The sequence below is a fragment of the Bartonella sp. M0192 genome (genome assembly GCF_016102305.1).
GTDB lineage: Bacteria > Pseudomonadota > Alphaproteobacteria > Rhizobiales > Rhizobiaceae > Bartonella > Bartonella apihabitans.
The window spans coordinates 1,769,376-1,794,821 of record NZ_JACFOU010000001.1 but is presented as its reverse complement, the minus strand read 5'-3'; the positions used below and the strand labels follow the sequence as shown (position 1 = coordinate 1,794,821).

Genomic DNA, 25,446 nt, shown 5'->3' with positions numbered 1-25,446 from the left:
TCATAAAGTTGATTTTGTCGGATCATTTGTCGGTGGAAATCCAATAATCATGACGCGGATTCCGGGCCTCGGTATAACAACATGGAAATCCGGAATGTCTTACTTGGTAGGATTAACGCCTGTTGTTGTTATGGTAACTCCGGTCACGAATGTCGTAAGTCATTTGGTCCATCACAAGGTCTATAGGAGCGAGCTGGGAGATAGTTATGATTTCTAGAAAAATGACCACTATTCTTCTGATAACTATTTTGCCAGGTTGTAGTCTTGGCCACCTGGATCAGCCACCGGGGCCAATCCACGAAGTTTATGTTAAAAAAGGTGCTGATGAATTAGAGGTCAAAAAAGCCCTCATGGAATGTGGGTATCCTGCACCTTATTATGTCACATGGCAAGGTTATGACTTAACAGATAACCAGGCGGTAGAGTACACATCATGTATGGAAAAGTCTGGTTTTAGAGTCATAGAACGTGTAGGCAGAGATGCCGCCTGTTATACATACAGGAACCAAAACCTACCTGCTTGTAAACCAAATGCGGTTATTCCCTCCCGCAGTGTTTCGAGAAGAGTGAATAGTGCTTATTGCAAAGAATGGAAAGACGAGCATCTGCCAGTATGTGAGCCCTAATCAGGAGAAAACATGATGAAAATGAAGACAATCGGTATCGCATCAATCTCTATGGCGACTATCTTCATAAGTGGTTGTTTGACAATGAGCGGTGACTACAAAGTCACCGCAGTCGATCAAGCAGGTAAGCCGATTATGGAAAAGTCTGAAATTTATGCTGAAGGACGCATGATTTATACGATGAGAAATGCAATTTGCGCCAACAACCCTGGAGCCACCGTCCACATTACGGATATTCATAGCGGAAAAGAATTAAAGAGTGAAAGTCCTTATAAATGTAGATAACCCCACTATTTCAAATCCGAACTATAATGGGCGCAATTCAGTCCTTTATTATAAGTGACAAATCTTGTGATCTTGTCCTCGTTATCAACATATACACGCAATTCACATGATTTAGTAACATAGCCCCCGAGCGGACTGCCTGAACCAGTTACCAAGAAGTTGCCTTCTTTTTGTCGGTAATAATATTTTTCGCCCTTTTCATCCACGCTAAAACCACCACCTGGCCCGATGGCTTTTTGTAAATCACTGATTGGCCGACCTCGCCATGTTTCCCGTATTTTAGCAGGGATATTGGTTGAAAGCCAACAACCGCCCAAAAGTGTAACAAGTGGCAGAAAGAATAAAATCTAACGCATAAGTTTGCTTGCCTGATTGGATGAGGAAACAGCTATTCGTATAAAAATCATATTTATAAAACAACAAAAGTCGTGAAGACATTGTTATGAAAGACATCAAATGACAACCATAATAAATAGGTTTGCAGGCTCTCCGATAGCTACTATCTTGTCTCAAGATAAAAGAAAAATACGACCAAGAAAGACCGATCGCATGTGCTTCATTGGATGGTCTATTTGAATAACTTAGGTATTCTGTATCTCATAATAAAAATAGGTGTTATGTCGATCGAATCTGTGATCGTTAATAAAATGATCTGACCTATTGACTTGCTTTTCTACATGTCTATTATCCGGCCAAAAATGGGGTGAATAACTATAATAATTGTGTCAGACTTTGTATGTGCTGTTTCTGTATAGACTAAGTCAGGCCTAAGATTGGGATCAGGCTAAACTTGTGACCATACAATGATGCGGCATGTATGCTCTTCGTAGCAGTACACGCTATCACAAAGTATATCAGGTGTAGCAAAGGTTTCTCTGTCGGTTCACTACCTTTGGGAGGAAATGTTTGACTGAGAATGGTATATTGACGCAACCTTTGCTCAAGGTCGAGGACCTAAGCGTCCGGTTTGGAGCCACAGAGGCTGTCAAACATTTGAGTTTCAATGTTGAAAAAGGCAGAACTCTTGCTGTCGTGGGCGAATCCGGTTCCGGTAAGTCGGTCAGCGCCTTGTCTATACTCGGATTGATTGAAGCAGCAGGCGGTGTCATTGACAGTGGCGCGATCCACTTCCAATCGTCTGACGGCGACAAGAACATTGTCGCACTTTCCCAAAAGGCGATGCGGCGGATCCGCGGCAAGGAAATCGCAATGATTTTTCAAGAGCCGATGACGTCGCTCAATCCGGTCTATACGATTGGCAACCAGATTTGCGAAGTCCTTATGTTGCATGAAGGTATGGGGCATCAGCAAAGTATGGTTGAAGCCAAGCGTCTTCTGGAGCGTGTCCGTTTGCCTGATGCGGCCGCTATGCTTGGACGTTATCCGCATCAATTATCAGGCGGCATGCGCCAGCGCGTAATGATCACCATGGCATTGGCCTGTCGTCCATCGCTTTTGATAGCAGACGAGCCGACAACGGCATTGGATGTGACTATTCAGGCACAAATCCTTAAGTTGATCCGCGAGTTACAAAAAGAAACCGGTATGGGGCTTCTCTTTATCACTCATGATATGGGTGTCGTTGCGGAAATGGCGGATGATGTTGTTGTCATGCTCCGTGGCGACAAAGTTGAGGAGGGGCCAGTCGAACAGATTTTTGCCTCCCCACGTGAGGATTATACTAAAGCCCTGCTTTCGGCTGTACCACATCTTGGAAGCATGAAAGGACGGTCAAGGCCGTGTCGCATGCCGATCCTGACTATTGGCGAAGATGGCATAGCCCACCCTGAAGAAGAACATACTGTGGATACAGCGCGTTACGATTCTCCTCCATTGCTTTCAGTCAAAGATTTGAGTGTTCGTTTTGATATGCATGGCGGTCTTTTTTCGCGTGTCGTCGGTGGTGTCCATGCTGTCAATCGTGTCAGTTTTGATATTTATCCCGGCGAGACATTGGCCCTAGTTGGCGAATCCGGTTCCGGTAAGTCAACCATCGGGCGGGCTATCCAGCAATTGCAAGCCATAACTGGCGGAGATATCTCGTTTGACGGGGATTCCTATAACAGGATGACCCGACAACAAAAACAGCAATTGCGTTCTCGTGTCCAATATATATTTCAAGATCCTTTTGCTTCTCTAGATCCCCGCAAAACGATTGGATTTTCTATTGCAGAGCCTCTGCGCACCCATAGTATATATACGGATCAGAATCTAATACGTGATAGGGTCGTATCGCTGCTTGAGCGGGTTGGTTTAACTGCAGAGAGTGCTACGCGCTATCCGCACCAGTTTTCAGGTGGACAACGCCAACGCATCTGCATCGCTCGCGCGCTTTCTGTCATGCCTGAATTAATCATCGCCGATGAAGCGTTGTCGGCTTTGGACGTCTCTGTACAGGCACAGATAATCAATTTGATGATGGATCTACAGGAAAGCGAGAACTTGGCCTTTTTGTTTATAAGTCATGATATGGCGGTTGTTGAACGAATGAGCCATCGCGTTGCGGTACTGTACAAGGGGCAAATCGTAGAATTTGGTAAGCGGCAGCAGATTTTCGAAAATCCGCAGCACCCATATACAAAACGACTATTAGATGCTGTGCCGATTGCAGATCCGTTACGACACAAGGTTGCTATAGATGATAATGATCTGCCCGCAAGCCGAATTTTGCCGAAAGGTGCCGAACCCGAGAAATTGATATACCATGAGGTTGCTCCCGGTCATATCATCGGCCTGAACATAAATGAAGTGCGTCAGTTTATTAAGGAATAATTGATTGAGGAGTATAACATTGTTCAAACTAACAGCAGTTCTTTTAATGGGGGTGGTCTTTTTGTCCGGAAATGACGTTATGGCGGCCGGAAAATTGACAGTGTCTTCCCCCCAAGATCCGGGCAGTCTTGATCCGGTCGATACATTTCTTGTAAATTGGGCCTCTATCGGCACCAATGTGTTCGATGGACTAGCATGGCGAGGGCCTGACATGAAGATCGAGCCGGGCCTTTCCACATCATGGGAAGAGCTGGACAATGGTATGCGCATTCGTTTCCGGTTGCGTCAGGGGGTTACCTTCCATAATGGCGAGCCTTTCAACGCCGCCGCTGTCAAATTCACCTTTGATAGACTTTTGGGCCAAGAAGGCGGCAAAGGTCCGCAACAATCCAACTATATTTCAATCAAGTCGGTTGCGATCGTTGACGACTATACGGTGGATTTTATCCTCAAGGAACATGATCCTGTTTTGCTGACCAAACTGGCCGGTTATGGCGCAATGATTGTTCCGCCGAAATATATTGCCGAAAAGGGGGAAGAATACTTCAACATGCATCCAATTGGTACCGGTGCCTTTCAAGTTGTGGATTATCAGCCCCGCATCAAGGTAGCGCTTCAGGCAAATGAACATTACTGGCGCGGTGCTCCGAAACTGTCCGAACTTGAATATCGCTTTATCAGCGAGCCGGCGACGGCCGTCGCAGAATTACAGGCGGGGCGTGTTGATCTGGTTATACCGCCAACTATTCCCGTCGGCATGATTGATACAATCAGGAAATCAAACAATCTTGATGTGGTCACCGCCCAGAGCCCGACGGTCGTATCTTTACGCTTCAACACACGTGACGGCATTACCAAGGATTTGCGCGTTCGTAAGGCGCTTAATCTGGCAATCGACCGCGAAGCTATTATCCAGTCTATCCTTATGGGGCAGGCGGAAGCCATTTCCAGTTTTCAAAGCAGTCTGTCTTTCGGCAATGATCCGGCCATGAAGCCGGTTGCCTACGATCCTGAACAAGCGCGTGCGCTATTGAAAGAGGCGGGGGTGAAAGATGGAGCGGAAATCCAGATTGATATCCGGGGCAATGATGCAACATTCGGTGAAGTCGCACAAGCTATTGCATCCTACCTGCAGGTGGTTGGTATCAATGCCACTGTCAAGACTTATGAAACCAACGTGCTGTTGAACGATATCATTCCAAATGGCAAAACCGGCGCTATGTTCCAGCAATCTTGGGGTGGCTGGACATTTGATTTTGATAATACGGCCATTGCTTTGTATCACACGGGCGAAAAATGGAACCCTTACGAAAGAAACGAGGAACTGGATAAAATGCTTTTAGCCCAGCGTTCGTTACTCAATCGCTCCGAGCGCGAAAAGGCTCTACAGGATATTGCCCACTATACGGTTGATCATGCCTATGAAATGAACCTTTATAGCACCAGAGCGATCTACGGTATAAACAAGCGGGTTAAAAATTTTGTTCCCGCACCTGACAGCCGGATGCTACTCAACACAGTTGAAGTCCAATAACGATGCATTTGATCATCTGATATTAAAGCGACCTATCTTTCGGGATAGCAAACAGGGGACAAGTCATGGCAAGCTTCATCGCCAAGCGGGTTATTCAGGCAATTTTTGTATTTTTTATCGTAACTCTTCTGGTGTCATGGGCCATTCGTTTGACAGGTGATCCAGCAATTATGTTGGCACAGGGCGCTGGTAGTGTGACCGAAGAAGATCTTGAACGTATCCGCGAGGCTTTGGGACTAAATCAGCCCTTTCTATCACAGTACTTTGATTTCCTTCTGGGCTTTTTCCGGTTCGATTTCGGTAAAAGCTTTATCGGCGGCACCCCGATTTCCTTACTCATAAAGCAGTCGCTGCCGTGTACACTTGCCCTTGCTTTTACTTCAATGTTATTTTCCATTTTGCTTTCCATTCCGCTCGGAATAATGGCTGCAGTCCATAAGGGAAAATGGATTGACCAGTTGATCCGCATTTTGTCATTGGTAGGCTTGTCTTTTCCGAACTTCTGGCTTGGCACTATGCTAGTGCTATTTTTTGCCATCGTGCTACAACTTTTGCCGCCAAGTGGAATGGGCGGACCAGAAAGTTATATTCTGCCTACTGTCACTATGGGAATTATCCTGACTGCGATTAATGTTCGCCTCGTACGTACCTCCATGCTGGAAGTGTTGAACTCGCAATATATTATGGTAGCCCGTGCAAAAGGGCTGAGTGAAACGCGCGTTCTCTACAAGCACGCTTTACGAAATTGTGCAATTCCGCTTGTCACTTATATCGGACTTCAATTTGGCGGCCTGATTGGCGGTATTGTTGTTATAGAGAAAGTTTTCAACTGGCCGGGGCTTGGCACAATTGCTTTCGAAGCTGTGTTTTCGCGGGATTATCCTTCTCTTCAAGCTGTCATCGCCATAATGGCGGTGGCCATTATCGTGATTAATCTTGTTGTCGATATTGCCTATGGATTAATCGACCCCAGAATTCGTGTGAGATAGACCATGGAACTTGTTGAAACCGCAAATCCCAAACGGGCGTGGAAATCACTGGAATTTATTCTGGGGGTGTTTCTGGTAGGCGGAATTATTTTGGGTGTCATCTATGCCCTAATCTTTATGCAGGCCAGTGCCAGCCGGTTAGATCTGGCTCACAGGTTGTTGCCCCCATTTCGGGATTATGCCCATATTTTTGGAACAGATCCAATCGGCCGTGATGTGTTATCGCGAGTGATGACAGGCGGGGCTATTTCCCTGCAAATCGGATTTTATTCTGTAATTGTGTCTCTCGTAATCGGCGTATTTTTTGGATTAATTGCCGGTTATTACCGCGGGATTACGGATATGCTGGTCATGCGTTTTGCCGATGTCCAATTGGCTCTGCCTTTCATTCTGCTGGCAATTACTTTTATGGCGATTATAGGTGGCGGTTTTTGGCAAACGATAATTTTGCTCGTCGTGTCACAATGGGTGCAATATGCACGTCTGGTTCGCGGCTCTGTTTTAGGGCTGAATGATCAAGAATTCATCCTGTCGGCACGCGCTATAGGAGTCTCTAATCCTCGCATCATTTTCCAACATATGTTGCCCAATTTGTTAGGTCCGGTAATAGTGTTGATGACGCTGAATGTGGCTAATAATATACTGCTAGAGAGTAGTCTGACCTTCCTCGGTATGGGGGTTGATCTGAAAACGCCAAGTTGGGGTGGCATGTTGGCCGATGGTCGCACCTATTTGCAAAGTGCATGGTGGGTCAGTTTCTTTCCTGGTCTGGCAATCCTGTCAACTGTTCTGGGTTTAAACCTGCTTGGAGATTGGCTGCGCGATATTCTTGATCCTCGAGGGAGAACACGTTGATGAGTATAATCTATCAAAATTCCGTTTCGCGCTCGCTCACACAGTGGTGCGCGCGTATTGAGCAAGAATACAAATCAACCGACCGGATATCGTTATGGTTGTTTGATGATCTTGATAGTCTTCAAATTGCTCAAAAAAACTTGCAGAATAAAGGCTATCAACTATCTTTTCATTGCGCACTAAAACCATTGGTGCACTTTTTTATGTCTCTCGAAAATACTGAAAATCTGCGTCAGATAAAGGTGACCTATCCGGTTTCGCCTGATGCGAAAGAAAATCGCTTCAGACTTGAAGCCTATCCGCTAGCAGGCATGTTTCCACATGCAGATGTGGCTTTTGAAGCCGGATCTGACTGTGATAATTATTACGTCAATCTTTTTTTTGCTGATGGCACAATGCGACAAGAGAAGGTATTTGCCCCAAATCAGCTGGCGAAAGACTGCTTCGGGCGAGATATGTTGCGCCCTTGCGGATGGCTGCGCATCTATCGCAATGGAGAATGCATTCGTAACGAGCAGGTTGTGACGGATCTCGACGAGGTTTTTGATGGCGCTATGCAAGCCATCCGCACAATGCCGCTGCCGCCAACGATGCCCTATTTTGAAGAATTATCGATCCGTGTTAGCCTGCCGCAGAACGAAAAACCGGTCGGCTATGGCCAAGAGATTATAAGTTATCAGGAAATTCTGCACGAGGAATTATATTTCTCGACACTTGAATATTACCAGTCAATCAACGGGCTTCCTCCGGAAGACCGTACTGTTAGACCGGGCCAGATTGCGCCCTTGATTACCCGCTCCAAGGACGACAATTGTCATATGGCCATTGAACTTGTCCCCTTGTCGACAAAAAATACGGCTTTTGCTGCTCAAGAACCAGAGCTAGCCGATCGGCCAATGTGCCATAGCGCTATAGCCGCAGCCCTTGATAATATTGGCGGAGCATTGCTACAAGCGAAGAGCCGCAGCGGCCGTGGGGTATGTGCGCGTTATAATAAAGGAAGCGATAATGCTGTTATGATCAGTGGTTGCCAGCATGGCAACGAAACGACCGGCACAGTAGGAGCGTTGCGTGCCGCGCATATGTTGTCATTCAGAAAAAATGCCCATTTTGTTATATCGCCGTTGGAAAATCCCGATGGCAACGCATTATTTCTCAGGTCAATTCTCGAAAATCCTCATCATATGCATCACGCAGCCCGCTATACTGCCTTTGGTAATGACTTGCAGAATACACCGGATTCCGCACCGATGGAGCGCGGGATACGAATTGAAGGACGGAAATGTTCGGGTGCAAAATTGCATGTCAATCTCCATGGTTACCCAAGCCATGAATGGATCAGGCCGCTTTCAGGCTATATTCCGCATAATTTTGCAATGTGGACATTGCCCAAAGGGTTCTTTCTGGTCTTCCGCTATCGGGAAGGCTGGGAAAAAACAACACGTCAATTGGCTGAAAAAGTTACAGCATGTCTTGCCTTGAATAATGCCGGCTTGGCAATGAATGACTTACAAGTCAAATTATATCGACAGCATGCCGGTGAACCGGGGTTTGAAACAATCAATGGCATTCCCTGTTCTTTTGCGCTTTATCCCAATGCCACTTTCGAGGTAGAACTCGTAACAGAATATCCCGACGAGACTGTTTATGGGGATGATTTTAAGCTTGGGCACCAAATGCAGATGGAGACCGTGTTGGCGGCCTACGAAGCTTGGCAAGGATTGATGCAAGAACAGAGTTAAACGAAAGACAGGTTTGCTGATGAGAGAACTTTATCCGGCTATTGAACCATTCGAGCATGATATGCTTGATGTTGGTGATGGCCATGAGCTTTATTGGGAACGGGTAGGTACCAAAGGAGCCGAGCCGGCAGTTTTCTTGCATGGCGGGCCGGGCAGTGGCATTTCAGAAAATCATCGTCGGTTGTTTGATCCGAATAAGTATGATGTTCTGCTGTTTGATCAGCGTGGTTGCGGTCGTTCCACGCCTCATGCTTCGATAACTGCGAACACTACATGGCATCTGGTTGAGGATATGGAAAAGCTTCGTCAGATGGTGGGAATGGATCAATGGTTGGTTTTTGGAGGCTCATGGGGGTCGACGCTGGCTCTCGCCTATGCCGAGACTCATCCGGATCATGTTAGTGGTTTGGTCCTTCGCGGAATTTTTACCGGAAGTAGGGATGAAATGAATTGGTTGAACCAATATGGAGCTTCGGAAATATCACCCGATTATTGGGAGAATTACATTAAGCCCGTACCGGTTGCGGAAAGGAATGACCTGATCGGCGCCTATCACCGCCTTCTCAATCATGAGCAAAAGGATATTGCTATCAATGCTGCCCGCGCCTGGAGTGATTGGGAAGCGAAAAATGTATCGATCATACCGCCGAAGCCCTCTCCCAGAACGCCGCAATCCGATCAGGCGGCGTTGGACATAGCGCGGCTTGAAAATCATTATTTTGTTAATGACTGCTGGCTTGAAGAGGAACAGCTTTTTCATAACCTTGATAAAATCCGGCATCTGCCTTGTGTGATTATACATGGCCGGCATGACCTTATCTGTCGTTTATCCTATGCGTGGAAGTTACATAAATCCTGGCCCGGGTCGAAGCTTCATATTGTCGAGGGAGCCGGGCACAGTTACTCCGAGCCGGGTATCCTTGATTGTCTCATAAAAGCTACTGATCAATTTGTTGAAGGCCGAAATTTTTTATGATGTTTAGAAAGGAGCGTCGTTTAATCAGTCCTGATCTATTCGAATGGCTAAATTAATGAATGAATAATATCTCGTATATTCGTTTTGATATCGCTGCCAAAAGCATCACATGTCGCTGATATTGAAAGAAAAAATAACATAAAATCAAACAGTTGACATTTATGTAATATTTTTGGCAATGATAATTCCAACATATCTGGCACGAATAACTACATTCGGATTTCTGGCTATCTCCGCAGTGTTGTAACTGCTGGCGACAATGTTTATCTCGCCGAAAAACCGGTTTTCGGAATGATAGATGGAAATGGTTTTCTTGTACGACTTTACACTTCCATCCCGCTTCGCAAACCGAACCGAGATGTTTAAAAACATATGTAGAACTTTGTTCGGAAAAGTATGATGGCTCAAAGTTCTCTTCGACGAGTGTGCGTTATGCCTATATCCCGTTAGGCGGACGTCGGTTAGGTGTTGATGAGCCAATTGTCACAAGCTATTCAAGCTATTTCGGTTATGTTTATAACGGCAATGTCAATGCGGCCTCTAGTAGGTCTAGTTCTCGTTCAAAAACACACGACAACCTCATGACCGAAGAGCTTTTTAATTGTGATAATTTCGATGCGGCTGCTATTCTATCGGTATTGTAGCAAGGTTAAAAAACAAAGCCATCAGAGTACGAAAGTTAAACACAATTGAGCTGTAGGCTTACGGAACATTGTTTTGTGTTTTTGTTTCATAAAATGGTAATGTTGGATTATTGGTAACTTTTTTAGTTTTATTAAAACCGGGCCAAAACTCTTCAATTTCCCATAAATGACCTTTGGTTACATCTTTGATATGTCGTATAACATCTTCATAATCGTCAGATGAAAAATTGGACCACCCTATAAATACATTCCACTGCCAAAAATTTCTGAGGCCGCCAACATTTTTTTCTGCTAATTTTTGCAATAAGAGGCGGTCTATCGGCGGATGCAAAGCGTTTATTTTGTTCTCGTAGTCAGAGTGTTCTGCTGGAACATCATTTAGGAACATAGCTTTAAAATAAATATTTATAAATTTTGCAGCTACACCGTGTGTGAACTGCATTGTTTTGTTTTTGATAGTATTTTCGGCCGCTAGACAAATTTTTTGCCGCAACTTTTTATGTAAATTATCGAATTCAAGCGGGTCAGGTAAATCGTCTAAAGTCTGATAGTCCAAAAGTGAGCTATTAAGAGCAATCTCTGCACCTTGTTCACCCGTAAATCGACAATTCCTTGAAGCCCGGGCTGCGGTTGATGCACACCAAACAGAAAACCTTTGCTTAACATCAATTAATTTATCTTTATCCACTTGAACCGGTCTCCATTTACTGCGTGATATTTACTATGCAATCGAACGAAAAGCACCACAATGCTATTTATAAATTTCAACAATAAATTTTTGTATGGAATTTACGGTAATTGTAGCGGTCGCTTATGGAAAGGTTGATGGGATTTTCGGCGGATTTGCCAATAATCTCGGTATTAAAGAGCGTGATTTCCAAATCTCTGACAAAGGAATTGACCAAAACAATTCTGACAGAACACGGGTATCAGTCGGTACCGACTTTGGCGGATATGGCAGTGACCTTTATAGGAAAAATGGCAATGATTTTGCTCCACAAAAGAAGGAAAAGATAAAACACCAGATGCTGACAACAGAAGACTAATTAGGTGTTGAAAGCAAAAAAAGCTCGGATATTCTTTATTATCAGAGGCTGTAACAATGACATGAAGAGCCGACGTTGAACAACAAGCTCGTTGATTCACACCTCAGTTCTGACATGCCGATTGGTGATATCGATAATGATATGTCTAATGTATTGAAAGGCACTATTTACGATTACCGGAACAAGGCAAAAAAACGAAGTGGCCGTTGTGCGACTCGGTTGCAAGAATGAACAAAAAGAGCACATAAATTGTCAAACTCTTCAAAAAAAGGGTCAAACTTTAACATGTGAATTTTTGTGTTTCGGAAATTAGGCTTGTAAATCAAAGACTTAAGTGGTGCCCCCAGAGAGACTCGAACTCCCGACCCCCTGATTACAAATCAGGTGCTCTACCAACTGAGCTATAAGGGCGCCGCACTGCAACTAGCATAAACTTCGCCAAAGGCAAACAGAAAAATTGCCAAAACAACAATCTTTTTTGCATGCCAAAAATTTTTGAAAAACAAGTGGGAATTTAGCCGGCAATTTGGTGAGAAAATATAAAGATTTTAAAACTCGGCGTGGCCGGATAGGGCTTTTTTCAGGCGCATTTCATAATCTTGTCTCGTAATTTCTATTGCGCCAAAATGCTCGAGATGCGGTGTTGTAAATTGTGTGTCAAGAAGAGCGAAGTGGTGGCTTTTCAAATGGTCTACAAGCGCAACAAGACATATCTTGGAAGCATCAGTGACGCGCGAGAACATGCTTTCACCGAAAAAGGCTTGTCCCAAAGCCAAACCGTATAAACCACCGACAAGCTTTTCGTTTTGCCAAGCTTCAACTGTATGGCAAAAACCGAGTTCGAATAGCTCACCATAAGCTTTGCGAATGGGGTGATTGATCCACGTTGTTTCACGTCCGGGCTTTGATTCGGCACAGCCGGAAATAACGCCTTCGAAATCGGAATCAATGACGATTTTGAACGGCTCTTTCTTCATAGTTTTCTTCAGACTTTTCGGAATGTGAAAATTGTCCAAAGGAATAATTCCACGCCGTTCCGGACGTATCCAATAAATGTCGGGATCTTCTGCATCATCCGACATAGGAAAAATACCCTGCGCATAGGCGCTTAGAAGTAGCGCAGGGGTTAATTTATCTTTTTCTTTTTCAGACAAAGCTATCAGCTATTCGAAGCCGACTTATTGGCAAGATATTTTTCCAGCCAGTGGATGTCATAATTTCCCTTGGCTATATCTTCATTGCCGATAAGATCGCGGAAAAGCGGCAGTGTCGTTTTGATACCGTCGACAACGAACTCGTCAAGAGCGCGTCTTAACCGCATCATGCATTCAAGCCGTGTTCTTCCATGAACAATCAATTTGCCGATCAGGCTGTCATAATAAGGCGGTATCCGGTAACCGGAATAAACGCCGGAATCAACACGCACGCCCAGACCACCCGGTGTATGGAAGTGGGTAATCAATCCGGGGGAAGGGGTGAAGTTGACCGGATCCTCGGCATTGATACGACATTCAATCGCATGGCCTGAAAAGTGGATATCACTTTGTTTTGCCGAAAGCCCTTCGCCTGCTGCAACTTGAATCTGTTCGTGAACAAGGTCGATGCCGGTTACAGCTTCCGTTACCGGATGTTCAACCTGAAGGCGGGTATTCATTTCAATGAAATAAAATTCACCATTTTCATAGAGAAATTCGATAGTACCGGCACCGCGATAGCCTAATTCGGCACAAGCATTCGCCACGATCATGCCGATTTTCTGTCTTGCCTCATCATCAAGAACGGTGGAATTGGCTTCTTCCCAGACTTTCTGGTTACGTCTCTGCAAAGAGCAATCCCGTTCACCGAGATGAATGGCATTTCCGGCGCCATCACCCATAACCTGAACTTCGATGTGACGCGGTTTCTCAAGATATTTTTCAATATAGACAGCGTCATCCCCGAAGGCGGCAGCAGCTTCGCTACGAGCGGTATTCAATGCAACCGACAATTCGTCACGTGAACGGGCAACTTTCATACCACGTCCACCGCCACCGGCCGACGCTTTAATGATAACCGGATAACCGATTTTATCTGCTACCTTATAAGCTTCTTCGTCCTCGGTCACACCGCCATCGGAACCCGGAACAACGGGAATACCCAACCGTTTTGCGGTTTTCTTGGCTTCGATTTTATCGCCCATAATACGAATATGGGCAGCAGTCGGGCCAATAAAGGTAATAGAATGAGCTTCCAGAATTTCAGCAAATTTGGCATTTTCCGAAAGAAAACCGTAACCGGGATGGATGGCATCGGCACCGGTAATCTCGCAAGCCGCAACAATTTGTTGAATATTGAGATATGAATCGCGAGAAGGGGGAGGTCCGATACAAACACTCTCGTCGGCCAGTCTTACATGCATGGCATCAGCGTCGGCTGTCGAGTGGACAGCTACGGTTTTAATACCAAGCTCTTTACAAGCACGCAGAACCCTGAGTGCGATTTCACCACGATTGGCGATCAGGATTTTCTGAAACATTTAGCGATCCTGTCTTATTCAACAACGACCAGAGGCTCACCGAATTCAACAGGTTGCGCATCTTCCACCAAAATAGCTTTAACCGTGCCTGCACGGGGTGAAGATATCTGGTTCATCGTTTTCATTGCTTCGATAATAATCAAGGTTTGACCTTCCGAAACTTTTTGCCCGACTTCAACAAATGGACGAGCCCCAGGTGCAGGTGCCAAATAAGCGGTGCCAACCATAGGGGAAGTTACGGCATTTTTGGTCAAATCTTCTTTTGCCGATTCTGCGGGAGCAGGAGCAGCTGGTGCAGCCGGTGCTGCCGGAGATGGAGCGTAGACAGTTTGTACAGGCGCACCTGCATTTAACTGACGCGAAACACGGATGCGCAAGTCTCCTTGTTCAACCTCGATATCCGAAAGGTTGGTATCATTGAGTATTTCGGCGAGATCGCGGATGAGATCTTTGTTAACACCTGTGCTTTTGACGGTACTTGTTGTTTTTGTAGCCATCTCTTTCTTTACTCCTCGATCGTCGTGACCGCTTTCAAACTTCTATGGCCGGACCAAATTTCAATCCGGTTGCCTTCCGCTGGTGCAATAGCCATGTCAGGCAGATAAAACTTTCTATCATGAAGCTGTAGCATTTTTAGCAACAGCTTGACACATAAAACGCTTATAAGCATGTTGAGAAAAAAGCGAAAGTGCAAATTCCTCAACTCAAACACAGCGTCAACAAAAGTTTAATCTTGCGTGACATTACAGAAAAAATTATTGTTCTAGCAATGTAATTTTCTTTTTCAGAATGTTTTCTCCTACGGCACCGACAAGAACTTCATTTCCCAAAATATAGCTTGGTGTGCCATTGATATCGAGCAAGTAAGCAAGTTTGCCGTTTTTCATAAAGACTTGCTGTATATCCGGATCCTTCATGGTTTGACGTAATTGTTTCTCATCAACGCCAAGTTTTACAGCAATTTTTATGGCCTTTTCCTCATTGGCACGTCCCTCGCTTGTCATCATTTGACTATGAAAAGCCGCAAATTTCATAGGCATCAGTTTCATAAAGGCACGTGCAACAATATGCGCTTTAACCGAATCATCACCTAAAACAGGAAAATCCTTGAGCACGACACGTAAATCGGTGTCACCCTTTATAAGAGCCTGAATATCGGGATAGGACTTTTTACAGTAACCGCAATTATAATCGAAGAATTCTACTAATGATATTTTCCCGTTCGGGTTTCCCAAGATACCATCATCCGAAGAATTGAATATCTCGTCTTTCATCTCGGTTATTGTCGAAGAACGATTTTGAGTGGTCTTTTGCTCGATTTTGTTATTGAGAGCTTCCTGTACTTCAAGCATGACTTCCGGATTCTTTACGAGATAGTCCTTAACAACCTCGCGAATATGATCGTCTGAAGTCTGTTTTTTAACCGCGTCCGCCAATGCAGTGATAAAATTCGGATCGGTAAGAAGTGCATTTTTTATTTGATCGGTTGTATTGCTATTTGCTTCAACAGCCAAAGCCCCTTTATCCAGAGAGGCCGTTGATAAGAAAATCCCCATCATGCCTGCGAACAAAAAATGTTTGTTTATGAATGAGGGCATAAAATATTGCATTGATTGGCTCGCTTTATTCAAAACTCAGGTAATTGCGTGTTATTTTTTTAGTTGCCGTGTTATTTTTTTAGTTGCGTTGTATTGAGAATATCTTGGGCGCGCAACCACTCGGCCGACCCGCGTGCAAGCTTCTGTTGGGCTCGCGTTGCAAAAATGCGTGCCTGCATACGATTGCCACTATAATAATGCATGTCGGCTGTTGCAAGATCGGCAAGTGCGACTTGTCCGCTTCTTCCGTAAGCGAGTGCAAGATAGCCATAGCCGGCAGCAAATTCCGGCTCTTTGGCGATTCCGGCACGTATTTCAGTTATAGCGAGCGGAACGTTTTTGGGGTCATTTGTTAATAGTAATGCATGGCCATAGCTTACACGCAAAAGACTGGAGCCGCGCGGGTCAAGCTCTGCCGAACGTTTATAAGCATTGGCAGCACCGGCAGGGTCATTCGCTTTAATGAGAGCGTCTCCCAACAATTCGAGAAAATAGGGGTTTTTCGGTTCGTCTTTTATAAGGTCTTTTACTTTTTCAACCGCATTTTTCGGGGAACCGCTCTCGACAGCCAATATTGCTTCGCCGTAACGGGCAGGAAGCCCGCGCGGATTATCTTTGAACATGCGGCGGAGTTCCGTGAAATGATCGGTATATGCCGCTATTTTTGCCCGAGCCATATCATGACGCAGTTGTAACTCGGGCGGGTCTTTCTTGTCATAGTAAGGGCTCTGTTTGGCTAATGTTTCCAAAGCGGCAATACGTTCGCGGGGTAACGGGTGGCTCACTCTATAGGGGTCAACTTTCGCACCGGAAAGAGCGAGTGCACTGGAAAAACGCTCGAATGTTATCAACATTCCTTTCGTCGACTGGCCCGTTGCGTTAAGGTAATTGACTGCCGCTCTATCGGCAGCGGCCTCTTCACTGCGTTGATAATTGAGAAGAGTACGCATTGCTATTTCGTTACTTCCGGCAGCTATTCCCCCGCCAGCTCCGGCAGCGGCCGAATTACCGGTGGTGGCGCCGGCAACGCCAGCTCCAATTCCTAACAGCATACCAATAACAGCCATGGTTTGAGCGCGTTTTATTTGTTCGCGCAAACGTTGCTGGTGCCCATTTGCCAAGTGTCCTGTTTCGTGTGCTATAACGCCGATAATTTCGTTAGGAGTTTCGGCTTGCATTAACGCACCTATGTTGACGAACATACGCTGACCATCAACAAAGGCGTTGAAACTTTGGTCATTGACGATAATAATTTGTATCTTGTTCTTTATGCCCGCGGCTTTAAAAATCGGCGTTGTATAATCGTATAATAATTGTTCAATTTCGGCATCACGGATAATTGGAACAGACTGGGATTGAGCTTGCGCAACATTCATAGATGGTGCAAGAACCAATATGGCAGCCAGACCGAAATGGACCAAGAGAGTTATTGATCGTTTTATAAAAGACAACAATTTTTGTCTTGAAGTCTGCAACTCTATCTTCATAGATACTCCCCGGAGTGCTTCGAGCAGAGATACATGGTTTTTCATCGTTTTAGCCATGGCTTTCAGGCTTTTGTGCGGCACATGATTTGAATTTATACGTTTTTTTATGTGGAGACCAGTATGATTTGTCTATCGAAAAGAAGTGATGTCGATCCCTTTTTTGCAATGGACGTGCTTGCCGCCGCCAATAAAAAGCTGAAAGACGGTGATCCGGTTATTTCCATGGCAATAGGTCAGCCCGCTGCATCTTGTCCGATGATCGTCAGAGAAGCTGCCAAACGCGCGCTCGAAGATGGTCATATCGGATATACTGATTCGTTAGGGCTTGCACGTTTACGTGAAAAAATTGCCGCCTATTACGATGAACATCATCACCTTTCCATATCGCCTGAGCGGATAGCTGTTACAACCGGGTCATCTGCCGCATTCAATCTGGCCTTTTTAACATTTTTCGATGTTGGAGAGCGAGTCGCAATCACGCGGCCGGGTTATCCGGCCTATCGTCATATTATGAAGGCACTCGGGCTTCAGGTCGTCGAGATCGACACAAATGGAAACGGTTTGATCGACGTAGAAAAACTTGAAGAGGTGCATGCACATACGCCTCTTAAAGGTATTTTGTTCGCCTCTCCGAGCAATCCAACGGGGGCATCTATGAAACCGGATGACCTCAAAAACATCATACAATTTTGTAAAACGCACAATATTACAGTGATTGCCGATGAAATTTATCATCGGCTGAACTTTACCGGTCCCGATGTTACAGCATTGTCTTTCAGTGACGAGGTAACCGTTATTAACTCGTTTTCCAAATATTATTGTATGACAGGTTGGCGTATTGGCTGGATGGTATTACCCGAAAATGCAGTAAGAACAGTCGAGCGGATTTCCCAAAATCTCTATATATCGGCTCCCGAACTTTCTCAAATAGCTGCCATTTCAGCCTTCGATGCAACAGCCGATCTCGAAAAGATAAAAGATAGCTATCGTATTAATCGGGAACATTTGAAAAATGGACTACCTTTATTAGGGCTCAAATTACTGGCGCCCATGGACGGAGCATTTTATGCTTATTGTGATGTATCAAAATATAGCAATGATAGTACAGAATTTGCCCGGAAAATGCTTGATGAAACTAATGTAGCGGCAACTCCCGGAGTGGACTTCGATACTGTGGAAGGAAAACGCACAATGCGCTTTTCCTATGCCGGTTCGCCTGCCGAAATTGACGAAGCATTGAAGCGCCTCAAAAACTGGCTGCTTTAATAAATATCGAAAAAATCAAAGCGGAACGTTGGGTAATATGTCGATTTATGACGGAGCAGAAAAACCGAAATTCGCGATTGCGCCGATGCTTGATTGGACCGACCGGCATTGCCGCTATTTCCACCGCTTGTTGACGAAGCACTCATTGCTTTATACGGAAATGGTGGTCGCAGACGCTGCAATTTTCGGTGATAGAGAGCGGCTTTTGAAGTTTGATGCATGTGAACATCCGGTGGCCTTGCAATTGGGTGGCTCCTCGCCGGACAAACTCGCTGAAGCTTCGAAAATTGGTGAAGATTTCGGTTATGATGAAATAAATCTCAATGTTGGTTGCCCGTCGGATAGGGTGCAATCGGGTGCGTTCGGTGCTTGTCTTATGGTACAACCCGATCTCGTCGGAAACATTGTTGAAAAGATGAAATCTGCTGTTTCTATTCCGGTGACAGTCAAATGTCGTATCGGTGTCGACGAACAGGATGTCCTTTCGGCACTTGATGATTTGAGTAAAGCTGTGTGGCAGAGTGGAGCCGATGCCTTGTGGGTGCACGCGCGAAAGGCGTGGCTTAAAGGTTTAAGTCCGAAAGAAAATCGTGATGTTCCCCCGCTCGATTATCAGCGTGTCTATGATCTGAAGAGGGAAAACCAGAGTCATTTCATAGGGATAAATGGCGGTATTCAATCAATAGATGAAGCTGTAGGTCATTTGAACCATGTCGACGGAGCAATGCTCGGGCGTTCTATCTATCACAATCCTTCTATTCTTTGCGAGGTTGACAACAAAATCTATCATGACGATCGGGCACCATTGGTGGAAAGTTCAATCATTGAGGCAATGTGCGAATATGCTGACCGCCACGTTAAAGGCGGTGGCAGGCTTTCACATGTTACGCGTCATATGATAGGCCTCTTTTCCGGTCGTAAAGGTGCAAAAAAATGGCGTCAAATCTTATCGACTGAAGCTACTGGTCAGGACGCGAATTCCTCGATTTTGCGTAAGGCTTTTTCCTATATCGAGTAGATTGCTAGAGGAACACCCCATTAAGAGTTATGGATGTTGTTGGCTCATCATGGTCGGTTCTTCGTAATTATCAATCAGCAAGAATGAGCCGGTCGCCACGCACTGAATAGCCCGATAGGCGGTTAAGAAAGCTCATTCCCAGCAAACTTTCGGACAGGGCGCCAGGTTGGCTGACAAGAGCGCGAACGTTATCACGCTCGATATCACCGATTTTCATATGATCAATAATGACAGCGGCGGCATTTGTACTCCCGTTTGCTGTTGCGACAGAATAATTAAATCCCAGTTTGTTGACATCGATATTGGCTGCAAGGGCATCGTCATAGGTAAGAACCACCGCGGAAGCGCCGGTATCGATCGTAAAGTTCAAATTTGTTCCGTTAATCGAAGCACGTGTCTGGAAGTGACCGTTTGCCGAGCGTTCAAGAGTTACCGTTTTGCCATTTTCATTGTAACGTGTAAGAGGGCTTCCCGGAATGATTCCGGCTGTTAGCCGATGTGCTATATCCTGCAATTCGTACCGTACACTGTAAACGCTCATAAGTGCAAAAATGATAACACACCAAATTGCGATATTTCGCAATGCATCGCTCAATTTGATCTTTGAACCGAGTAATGCCGACGTTGCTGCAAGCCCCCAAATTCCGTAATAACCCAAATAGGCAATCTTGTCGGTTGCGGCAGTTTGTAAATCGGCGAATGCCAATATTAAAATGACAATCAAGGCAGCAGCAGAGATAATAAACCAGAATGGTTTCATGACCTGTTCTCTCTCGTCAATAATGAATAGTGACAGTCGTTAGAAAAGATTTACTGTGGCCAATAAAATAATGGCAAGACATTGTTCGATTGCTCCGAGCGTGTCACCGGTATAACCACCAATACGCTTGAGACACTGTAAGGAAAAAACGTAAACAAACAAGCATAGAACGACAATAGAGACGATCATCCAAATAAGCCCGAACGAAAATAGACCAGCGACAAGAAAAATGATTGCTGTAATCGTCAATGTTTTACGCAAAGTAACAGGCGAAGGTTCTCCGGCAGCGGCTGCAGTACCATTCTTGCGGGCAAGAGGAAGTCTTGTCCAGAACCACACCATTCCTCCACGGCTTACCGCTTCGCTGACCATAAGTGCAATGAATGCCGCATAAAGGCCAAGATTGACCAAAATTGACGAAATAAGCTCTATTCTCAACAGGATTGAAAACAATAAAGCCACAGTTCCGTAAGTTCCGATACGTGAATCCTTCATTATTTTCAGACGTTCTTCTCTCCCTTTTGCTACGAAAAAGGCATCAGCCACATCTGCAAGCCCGTCTTCATGGAGTGCGCCGGTTATGATAATTGTGAGTAGCACGGATAATGTCGCAGAAATCCATTCATTAAACCCCGCCAAGTGGACCAAAGCGAGACACAATGAAGAAATGAAGCCGATAATCAGGCCCGCAATGGGGAAAAAATGGGCATCTTCAGAAATCTTGTGATCGGGCGAAAACCAATGGCTATTTATAGGCAAGCGGGTAAGAAAGCCTAATGAACGCATTAATGGGCCAAGAAAATCGCACAAGTTTTCTGTTACTCCTGTTAAAGTGATTTCAAATTGCTTATAGAACAGTCGTTAATGAGATTCTATTTGTTCTTTTTTGTTTGACAGGTGTTTTTGTGACAGCTTCCAGTCCTTTTGATGATTTTCGCGCTTTATTGAACAGTTTGCCTGACCCCGATGAAAACGCCATTAGGTTGGCCAGAAAGCGTCAGTCGGAGCTTACAAAGCCGGAAGGTTCTTTGGGAAGGCTCGAGGATATTGCGCTTTGGTACGCGGGTTGGAGAGGCAAGGAAAAGCCGCTTGTTACCCGGCCTCTGGTTGCGGTATTTGCCGGAAACCATGGTGTGACAGATGAAAATGTTACGCCTGTGCCACGTGCTGTTACCCAGCAGATGGTTGAAAATTTTGCTGCTGGTGGCGCGGCTATTAACCAGATATGTATCGCCTACGATCTTGGGCTGAAGATCTTCGACCTTGCTCTGGACTATCCGACGATGGATATTACCAAAGATGCTGCGATGGATATGCGCGGCGCTGCTGCAACAATGGCTTTCGGCATGGAATCAATTGCCGGTGGTACCGATTTGTTGTGTTTGGGCGAAATGGGAATTGGCAATACAACAATTGCTTCGGCAATTTCTCTGGCTCTCTTTGGCGGAAAGGCGGAAGAGTGGACAGGGCCGGGTACGGGTTCCAAGGGCGATTATTATCGGCGCAAGATTGCGGCGGTGAAGAAGGCAGTCGAACTTCATAAAGATCATCTCGACGATCCGTTTGAGGTTATGCGTCGTCTTGGCGGTCGTGAAATAGCCGCCATGATGGGTGCTATTCTTGCCGCGCGCATGGAAAAAATTCCCGTCATACTTGATGGCTTTGTTGTCACATCGGCGGCGGCAATTTTGCATAAGATCAACCCGCATGCTCTTGATCACTGCATTGCAGGGCATGTTTCAGCAGAACCGGCGCATCGCCGCCTGTTAGATAAAATAGGTAAAAAACCGCTCCTTGATCTCGGAATGAGATTGGGAGAGGGAACAGGTGCTGCAATTGCAGCGGGTGTTGTCAAGGCGGCCGTTCTCACACATTCGCAAATGGCAACCTTTGATGAGGCCGGAATTAAAATCTGATACTAATCTTCTGCTATCCCGTCATTTTGCCAAGGACGGATTGAAACAGATCTATCAACCATTTGGTCATCCATTTCGGCAAGTGCATCAATGAAAAGGGGCACAAAACTACCCGGGCCTTTCGCCTGATGACCGGCAATTGCTCCGGCTGCCGAGAAGGCTGCAAATGCTTTCACTGTGGCTTTTAGTGCCTGGTCAGGCGCGAGCGCGATAAATGCACCTGTTACGCAGGTAAGGGCACATCCACAAGCCGAAACCTTGGACATCAAACTGTGTCCACCTTCGACTAATATGTGCTTTTTACCATCGGTTATAAAGTCGGTTTTGCCAGACATGGCAATGACTGCTTTTGTTTGTTTTGCAGCTTCTATTGCTGCATTGAAGCGACTTTCCCCTTCTGCATGGCTATCGACACCGTGTGCGCTGGTTTTTGCAGTGAAGGCGATAATTTCCGAAGCATTGCCTCTTATCACTTTCGGGGACAATTCAAGAAGATGTTTTGTGGCATTTCTCCTGAAGGACGTTGCAAAATGAGCTACGGGGTCGAACACAACAGGCTTACCCAGTACTTTTGCGCGTTCCATAACCAGTCGTATGCCGGCATATTTTTCACGTGTCAATGTGCCGATATTTGTGGTTATCGCATCAGCGTTATCCACAAATTCGGCCGCTTCGTCAGGTGAAAATGACATGACCGGAGAGGCACCCAATGCGTTAAGTACATTAGCGCAGAAATTCATTGCCACTTCATTGGTCAGACATTGAACAAGAGGGCGTTTTGCCCTCAAATTATCAAGGCTAAGCCGCTTATCTATTTCAATGGACATTTCTAAAGATGGTTTACTTCTTTCTCTAATACCATGTAATCAAGCGGTAGTTCTGTTGTATATTTTATCTGTTCCATGGCAAAGGCAGAGGATACATCTCTGATGTCGATTTTTGCGATTAGTTTTTTGTAAAAAACATCATAGGCTGCAATGTCCGGTACCACAACACGCAAAAGGTAATCGACATCGCCACTCATACGATAAAACTCAACAACTTCGGGAAATGCGTGAACAACTTCCGAAAATCTTTTTAACCATTCATGGTTATGAGCACCGGTTCTTACCGATACAAACACCGTGACCCGCGTATTGACCTTCTCTGGCGAAAGAATAGCAACACGGCGCTGAATAACGCCATCTTCTTCCAATTTCTGAATGCGCCGCCAACAAGGTGTTGTCGAAAGGCCCACTTTTTTTGCGATATCAGCGACCGCAAGTGTTGCGTCCTCCTGTAAAAGACGAAGAATTTTCCTATCAAGACGATCCATTGTGATATCCAAAAAAATTAATACATTGAGCATCAAGCACTTTATATAAAAAACAAAACCTTTTTAATAGTAGTAAATAAAATTATTATACAATTTATCATATGTAACTTACGACCAGTTTTTTGAGTGTTGGTAGTAATTCACTTTCGAACCAAGGATTGTTTTTTATCCAATGAGTATTTCGCCACGAAGGGTGGGGAAGAGGAAGAACGTGATACCCTTTAGCTTGTTGAATTGTTAGAATATTTTTCCAATCTTTTACGGTTTCCGTTACAGATTTTTTATCGAGATTGTGAATGTGATATTTTTGGGCATAACCGCCAATTGCGATAACAAGTTCGATTTGTGGCATTGCCGCAAAAATCCGGTCATGCCAAGTCAAACGACATTCTTTGCGGGGAGGCAGATCGCTTTTCGTTTTGCTGTAACCCGGAAAACAGAATCCCATGGGGATAATGGCGAATTTGCTTTTATCATAAAAGCATTCCCGATTAACCCCAAGCCATTCACGCAAACGCTCGCCGGAGGGATCATTAAATGGTATGCCCGTGTTATGGACACGCATTCCGGGCGCCTGACCGGCTATCACAATGCGGGCAGTTGACGAGAGATAGGCCACAGGACGAGGTTCGTGCGGCAGAGGCGGCATGAATAACGGCTTGTCATAACATATCCGGCAATCAGCGATTTCTCTGTCGAGTTTTTCTATTTCGTTTAAATTTGCTTTGCGTGATCTGTTCATCATGAAACCAATATATCCGGTCCAAATAGTCCTGCAACGGTCTATTAGATATGTGGTTTGAAAGAACTTCATTGAAGTTTCTTAAATGCAATCGGAAAGCATGAGCGCTCTACGTTCCGTTCTAGAGATAAAAGACAGAAGGGATTTTTGGGTAGAGCCGATGAAACAGCTCGGGTCCAAGAAAGATCTGAAATTTTAAGAAAATTTTGTTAAAAAAGTCGAAAGGCTTAAGCCTCTGCGAAAAAAAGTCGGGAGGCGAAAATATGCAATTGGATTTGAGATAGATATAATTCGTTCATCGATTACGGGAGGTTCCAGTTGATATTTTTATATGACAGAAGCTTTTCCCAACTCTACTATTTGTCCAAATAAACGAACCTTTAATAAAGCGTCTATCTGTTAGAAACGGAAAATCATAAATCGGAATTGTAACAGTCAGTATGCGGTTTTCTTTAAAACAAAACTTCGTTCGCACGAAGTGAAAAATTTACGTCAATTCAAGCCATATCAACACTTTGTGCAGTTTTCGAAAGTAACGAAGAAGATAGGGAGCCTACGCCTAAAATCGGGATGATTAAAATCGGGAGGAGCCGCCAAATATTTTAAAAATCAAGAACGAACTTTGCGAGATTAGTGTGACCAATAGACTTTCTGTTTGAAGGGAAAGTTTCCATAAAACGGGCGGATTTGTCTGATCAATATTTACACGACAATCGACAAATACCGGCAAAGCCAAATTCGGTAAAGATTGAGAAAAACACGTGTCGGTTAATTAAAATCAGCGTGGATGAGCACGGCGCCATGTGTGTGGCCATTCGAAAGTGCCTGACCAGATACCAAGCTTTTGTTTTCGCGCCTCCGCTTCTTCTTGTTTATAGTCGTAATAGCTAACCGCCCAGCCATCTTTTACCATTTCACGATTGAGCTCACGGTCTCCCGAATAGCATTTCGCCAATAAGCGGTCGTATTTATCTGTTTTTGTCGATGTACAACTTATTTCATTTCCGTTTATCAAGCTTTCGAGATGCTGTTTGGCCAATTCACCACAGGAGTAAGAGGCACCATCTTTATTACAAAATTGGTGGAGTTCGGGCGCATCAATCCCTAAAAGCCGGACTTTAATGCCTTGGAGATGCAACGAATCGCCGTCCGAGAGCCGCGGAATGCCATGAACGATTTTGACTTCTTCGGGGGCGAAAGACTGGTCTTCATCGACAGAAGTCTTTTTGACGCCCGAAAAATAGAGATAGAGTGCCGTGGCCACAACAACCACTGCCACAACAATATCCAATAGGTTGATATTTCTGCGGATCATAGGTCTATTATTCAAGTCCTCAGCAAGATGAACCGACCAAGGCGA

Annotated in this window: 24 protein-coding genes, 1 tRNA gene and 1 pseudogene; 13 read left to right on the top strand and 13 right to left on the bottom strand. The window is 45.0% G+C overall.

Annotation, left to right across the window (positions count from 1 at the left end):
- Positions 1–206 precede the first annotated feature (206 nt).
- From H3S82_RS07850 to H3S82_RS11400, 9 genes and pseudogenes are all read left to right on the top strand, one after another.
- Complete coding sequence (locus H3S82_RS07850; protein ID WP_198237132.1) at positions 207–626, top strand: hypothetical protein; 420 nt, start codon at positions 207–209, stop codon at positions 624–626.
- A gap of 12 nt (positions 627–638) precedes the next feature.
- The gene (locus H3S82_RS07845; RefSeq protein ID WP_198232751.1) at positions 639–911 is read left to right on the top strand and encodes a hypothetical protein; all 273 of its coding nucleotides are present in this window, start codon (positions 639–641) and stop codon (positions 909–911) included.
- A 906-nt stretch (positions 912–1,817) separates the two neighbouring features.
- On the top strand, positions 1,818–3,683 hold the full coding sequence (locus tag H3S82_RS07840) for an ABC transporter ATP-binding protein (RefSeq protein ID WP_198233435.1): 1,866 nt from the start codon (positions 1,818–1,820) through the stop codon (positions 3,681–3,683).
- A gap of 46 nt (positions 3,684–3,729) precedes the next feature.
- The gene (locus tag H3S82_RS07835) at positions 3,730–5,217 is read left to right on the top strand and encodes an ABC transporter substrate-binding protein (RefSeq protein WP_198233448.1); all 1,488 of its coding nucleotides are present in this window, start codon (positions 3,730–3,732) and stop codon (positions 5,215–5,217) included.
- Positions 5,218–5,282: 65 nt separating this feature from the next.
- A complete protein-coding gene (locus tag H3S82_RS07830) occupies positions 5,283–6,206 on the top strand; it encodes an ABC transporter permease (protein ID WP_198233436.1) in 924 nt (307 codons plus the stop codon).
- A 3-nt stretch (positions 6,207–6,209) separates the two neighbouring features.
- Positions 6,210–7,061, top strand: coding sequence for an ABC transporter permease (locus H3S82_RS07825; RefSeq protein WP_198233437.1), 852 nt, complete (start codon positions 6,210–6,212; stop codon positions 7,059–7,061).
- A complete protein-coding gene (locus H3S82_RS07820; RefSeq protein ID WP_198233438.1) occupies positions 7,061–8,803 on the top strand; it encodes a peptidase M14 in 1,743 nt (580 codons plus the stop codon). Before H3S82_RS07825 ends, H3S82_RS07820 begins: the two co-directional genes overlap by 1 nt.
- Positions 8,804–8,822: 19 nt before the next feature.
- A complete protein-coding gene (gene pip, locus H3S82_RS07815) occupies positions 8,823–9,779 on the top strand; it encodes a prolyl aminopeptidase (RefSeq protein WP_198237131.1) in 957 nt (318 codons plus the stop codon).
- Between the two features lie 293 nt (positions 9,780–10,072).
- Positions 10,073–10,423, top strand: a pseudogene (locus H3S82_RS11400) (porin); the annotation flags it as partial.
- 58 nt (positions 10,424–10,481) lie between these two features.
- Here the strand turns inward: H3S82_RS11400 and H3S82_RS07805 are convergent.
- Positions 10,482–11,111 (bottom strand): hypothetical protein, encoded by a 630-nt coding sequence (locus H3S82_RS07805; RefSeq protein ID WP_198233440.1) that lies wholly within the window; start codon positions 11,109–11,111, stop codon positions 10,482–10,484.
- Positions 11,112–11,205: 94 nt separating this feature from the next.
- On the opposite strand from H3S82_RS07805, the gene H3S82_RS07800 reads away from it, so the two are divergent.
- Positions 11,206–11,469 (top strand): hypothetical protein, encoded by a 264-nt coding sequence (locus H3S82_RS07800; protein ID WP_198233441.1) that lies wholly within the window; start codon positions 11,206–11,208, stop codon positions 11,467–11,469.
- A 335-nt stretch (positions 11,470–11,804) separates the two neighbouring features.
- On the opposite strand, the gene H3S82_RS07795 is transcribed toward H3S82_RS07800, so the two are convergent.
- The 6 genes from H3S82_RS07795 to H3S82_RS07770 form a co-directional block, all read right to left on the bottom strand.
- Positions 11,805–11,880, bottom strand: a tRNA-Thr gene (locus H3S82_RS07795).
- Between the two features lie 137 nt (positions 11,881–12,017).
- The gene (gene aat / locus H3S82_RS07790) at positions 12,018–12,632 is read right to left on the bottom strand and encodes a leucyl/phenylalanyl-tRNA--protein transferase (protein ID WP_370541281.1); all 615 of its coding nucleotides are present in this window, start codon (positions 12,630–12,632) and stop codon (positions 12,018–12,020) included.
- Entirely contained in the window at positions 12,629–13,984 is a 1,356-nt protein-coding gene (gene accC / locus H3S82_RS07785; protein ID WP_198233443.1) for an acetyl-CoA carboxylase biotin carboxylase subunit, read from the bottom strand. Before accC ends, aat begins: the two co-directional genes overlap by 4 nt.
- Positions 13,985–13,998: 14 nt before the next feature.
- On the bottom strand, positions 13,999–14,481 hold the full coding sequence (gene accB, locus H3S82_RS07780; protein ID WP_077971708.1) for an acetyl-CoA carboxylase biotin carboxyl carrier protein: 483 nt from the start codon (positions 14,479–14,481) through the stop codon (positions 13,999–14,001).
- Between the two features lie 258 nt (positions 14,482–14,739).
- Positions 14,740–15,543: a DsbA family protein gene (locus H3S82_RS07775; RefSeq protein WP_198233444.1), complete on the bottom strand. Its 804-nt coding sequence runs from the start codon at positions 15,541–15,543 to the stop codon at positions 14,740–14,742.
- Between the two features lie 110 nt (positions 15,544–15,653).
- Positions 15,654–17,069: a M48 family metalloprotease gene (locus H3S82_RS07770; RefSeq protein WP_198233445.1), complete on the bottom strand. Its 1,416-nt coding sequence runs from the start codon at positions 17,067–17,069 to the stop codon at positions 15,654–15,656.
- Positions 17,070–17,189: 120 nt separating this feature from the next.
- Between H3S82_RS07770 and H3S82_RS07765 the strand changes: the two genes are divergently transcribed.
- Together H3S82_RS07765 and dusA are read left to right on the top strand one after the other, a co-directional pair.
- The gene (locus tag H3S82_RS07765) at positions 17,190–18,335 is read left to right on the top strand and encodes a pyridoxal phosphate-dependent aminotransferase (protein ID WP_198233446.1); all 1,146 of its coding nucleotides are present in this window, start codon (positions 17,190–17,192) and stop codon (positions 18,333–18,335) included.
- 37 nt (positions 18,336–18,372) lie between these two features.
- Positions 18,373–19,353: a tRNA dihydrouridine(20/20a) synthase DusA gene (gene dusA / locus H3S82_RS07760; RefSeq protein WP_198237130.1), complete on the top strand. Its 981-nt coding sequence runs from the start codon at positions 18,373–18,375 to the stop codon at positions 19,351–19,353.
- A 70-nt stretch (positions 19,354–19,423) separates the two neighbouring features.
- Here the strand turns inward: dusA and H3S82_RS07755 are convergent, their stop codons facing one another.
- Complete coding sequence (locus H3S82_RS07755; protein ID WP_198232683.1) at positions 19,424–20,113, bottom strand: TIGR02281 family clan AA aspartic protease; 690 nt, start codon at positions 20,111–20,113, stop codon at positions 19,424–19,426.
- A gap of 39 nt (positions 20,114–20,152) precedes the next feature.
- Positions 20,153–20,923 carry an adenosylcobinamide-GDP ribazoletransferase gene (gene cobS / locus H3S82_RS07750; RefSeq protein ID WP_246790244.1) on the bottom strand — a complete coding sequence of 257 codons (771 nt, stop codon included), beginning with the start codon at positions 20,921–20,923 and terminating at the stop codon, positions 20,153–20,155.
- Positions 20,924–21,018: 95 nt separating this feature from the next.
- Between cobS and cobT the strand changes: the two genes are divergently transcribed.
- Positions 21,019–22,029, top strand: a complete 1,011-nt coding sequence (gene cobT, locus H3S82_RS07745; RefSeq protein WP_077973558.1) for a nicotinate-nucleotide--dimethylbenzimidazole phosphoribosyltransferase — start codon at positions 21,019–21,021, stop codon at positions 22,027–22,029.
- A 2-nt stretch (positions 22,030–22,031) separates the two neighbouring features.
- On the opposite strand, the gene thiM is transcribed toward cobT, so the two are convergent.
- The 4 genes from thiM to H3S82_RS07725 all read right to left on the bottom strand — a co-directional run bounded on the left by thiM (position 22,032) and on the right by H3S82_RS07725 (position 25,401).
- On the bottom strand, positions 22,032–22,856 hold the full coding sequence (gene thiM, locus H3S82_RS07740; RefSeq protein WP_198232679.1) for a hydroxyethylthiazole kinase: 825 nt from the start codon (positions 22,854–22,856) through the stop codon (positions 22,032–22,034).
- A gap of 2 nt (positions 22,857–22,858) precedes the next feature.
- Positions 22,859–23,344 (bottom strand): Lrp/AsnC family transcriptional regulator, encoded by a 486-nt coding sequence (locus H3S82_RS07735; RefSeq protein ID WP_077971696.1) that lies wholly within the window; start codon positions 23,342–23,344, stop codon positions 22,859–22,861.
- Between the two features lie 97 nt (positions 23,345–23,441).
- On the bottom strand, positions 23,442–24,089 hold the full coding sequence (locus H3S82_RS07730) for a uracil-DNA glycosylase family protein (RefSeq protein WP_246785251.1): 648 nt from the start codon (positions 24,087–24,089) through the stop codon (positions 23,442–23,444).
- Positions 24,090–24,864: 775 nt separating this feature from the next.
- A complete protein-coding gene (locus H3S82_RS07725) occupies positions 24,865–25,401 on the bottom strand; it encodes a thermonuclease family protein (protein WP_198232678.1) in 537 nt (178 codons plus the stop codon).
- Positions 25,402–25,446 lie beyond the last annotated feature (45 nt).

Coding starts and splice junctions, on each gene's coding strand:
- H3S82_RS07850 (WP_198237132.1), top strand. CDS start 207: ATGATTTCTAGAAAAATGACCACTATTCTTCTGATAACTATTTTGCCA.
- accB (WP_077971708.1), bottom strand. CDS start 14,481: ATGGCTACAAAAACAACAAGTACCGTCAAAAGCACAGGTGTTAACAAA.
- H3S82_RS07820 (WP_198233438.1), top strand. CDS start 7,061: ATGAGTATAATCTATCAAAATTCCGTTTCGCGCTCGCTCACACAGTGG.
- H3S82_RS07835 (WP_198233448.1), top strand. CDS start 3,730: ATGGGGGTGGTCTTTTTGTCCGGAAATGACGTTATGGCGGCCGGAAAA.
- H3S82_RS07725 (WP_198232678.1), bottom strand. CDS start 25,401: ATGATCCGCAGAAATATCAACCTATTGGATATTGTTGTGGCAGTGGTT.
- H3S82_RS07755 (WP_198232683.1), bottom strand. CDS start 20,113: ATGAAACCATTCTGGTTTATTATCTCTGCTGCTGCCTTGATTGTCATT.
- H3S82_RS07730 (WP_246785251.1), bottom strand. CDS start 24,089: ATGATGAACAGATCACGCAAAGCAAATTTAAACGAAATAGAAAAACTC.
- H3S82_RS07770 (WP_198233445.1), bottom strand. CDS start 17,069: ATGAAGATAGAGTTGCAGACTTCAAGACAAAAATTGTTGTCTTTTATA.
- H3S82_RS07825 (WP_198233437.1), top strand. CDS start 6,210: ATGGAACTTGTTGAAACCGCAAATCCCAAACGGGCGTGGAAATCACTG.
- H3S82_RS07845 (WP_198232751.1), top strand. CDS start 639: ATGATGAAAATGAAGACAATCGGTATCGCATCAATCTCTATGGCGACT.
- H3S82_RS07830 (WP_198233436.1), top strand. CDS start 5,283: ATGGCAAGCTTCATCGCCAAGCGGGTTATTCAGGCAATTTTTGTATTT.
- H3S82_RS07800 (WP_198233441.1), top strand. CDS start 11,206: ATGGAATTTACGGTAATTGTAGCGGTCGCTTATGGAAAGGTTGATGGG.
- thiM (WP_198232679.1), bottom strand. CDS start 22,856: ATGTCCATTGAAATAGATAAGCGGCTTAGCCTTGATAATTTGAGGGCA.
- pip (WP_198237131.1), top strand. CDS start 8,823: ATGAGAGAACTTTATCCGGCTATTGAACCATTCGAGCATGATATGCTT.
- accC (WP_198233443.1), bottom strand. CDS start 13,984: ATGTTTCAGAAAATCCTGATCGCCAATCGTGGTGAAATCGCACTCAGG.
- H3S82_RS07775 (WP_198233444.1), bottom strand. CDS start 15,543: ATGATGGGGATTTTCTTATCAACGGCCTCTCTGGATAAAGGGGCTTTG.
- dusA (WP_198237130.1), top strand. CDS start 18,373: ATGTCGATTTATGACGGAGCAGAAAAACCGAAATTCGCGATTGCGCCG.
- H3S82_RS07765 (WP_198233446.1), top strand. CDS start 17,190: ATGATTTGTCTATCGAAAAGAAGTGATGTCGATCCCTTTTTTGCAATG.
- H3S82_RS07735 (WP_077971696.1), bottom strand. CDS start 23,344: ATGGATCGTCTTGATAGGAAAATTCTTCGTCTTTTACAGGAGGACGCA.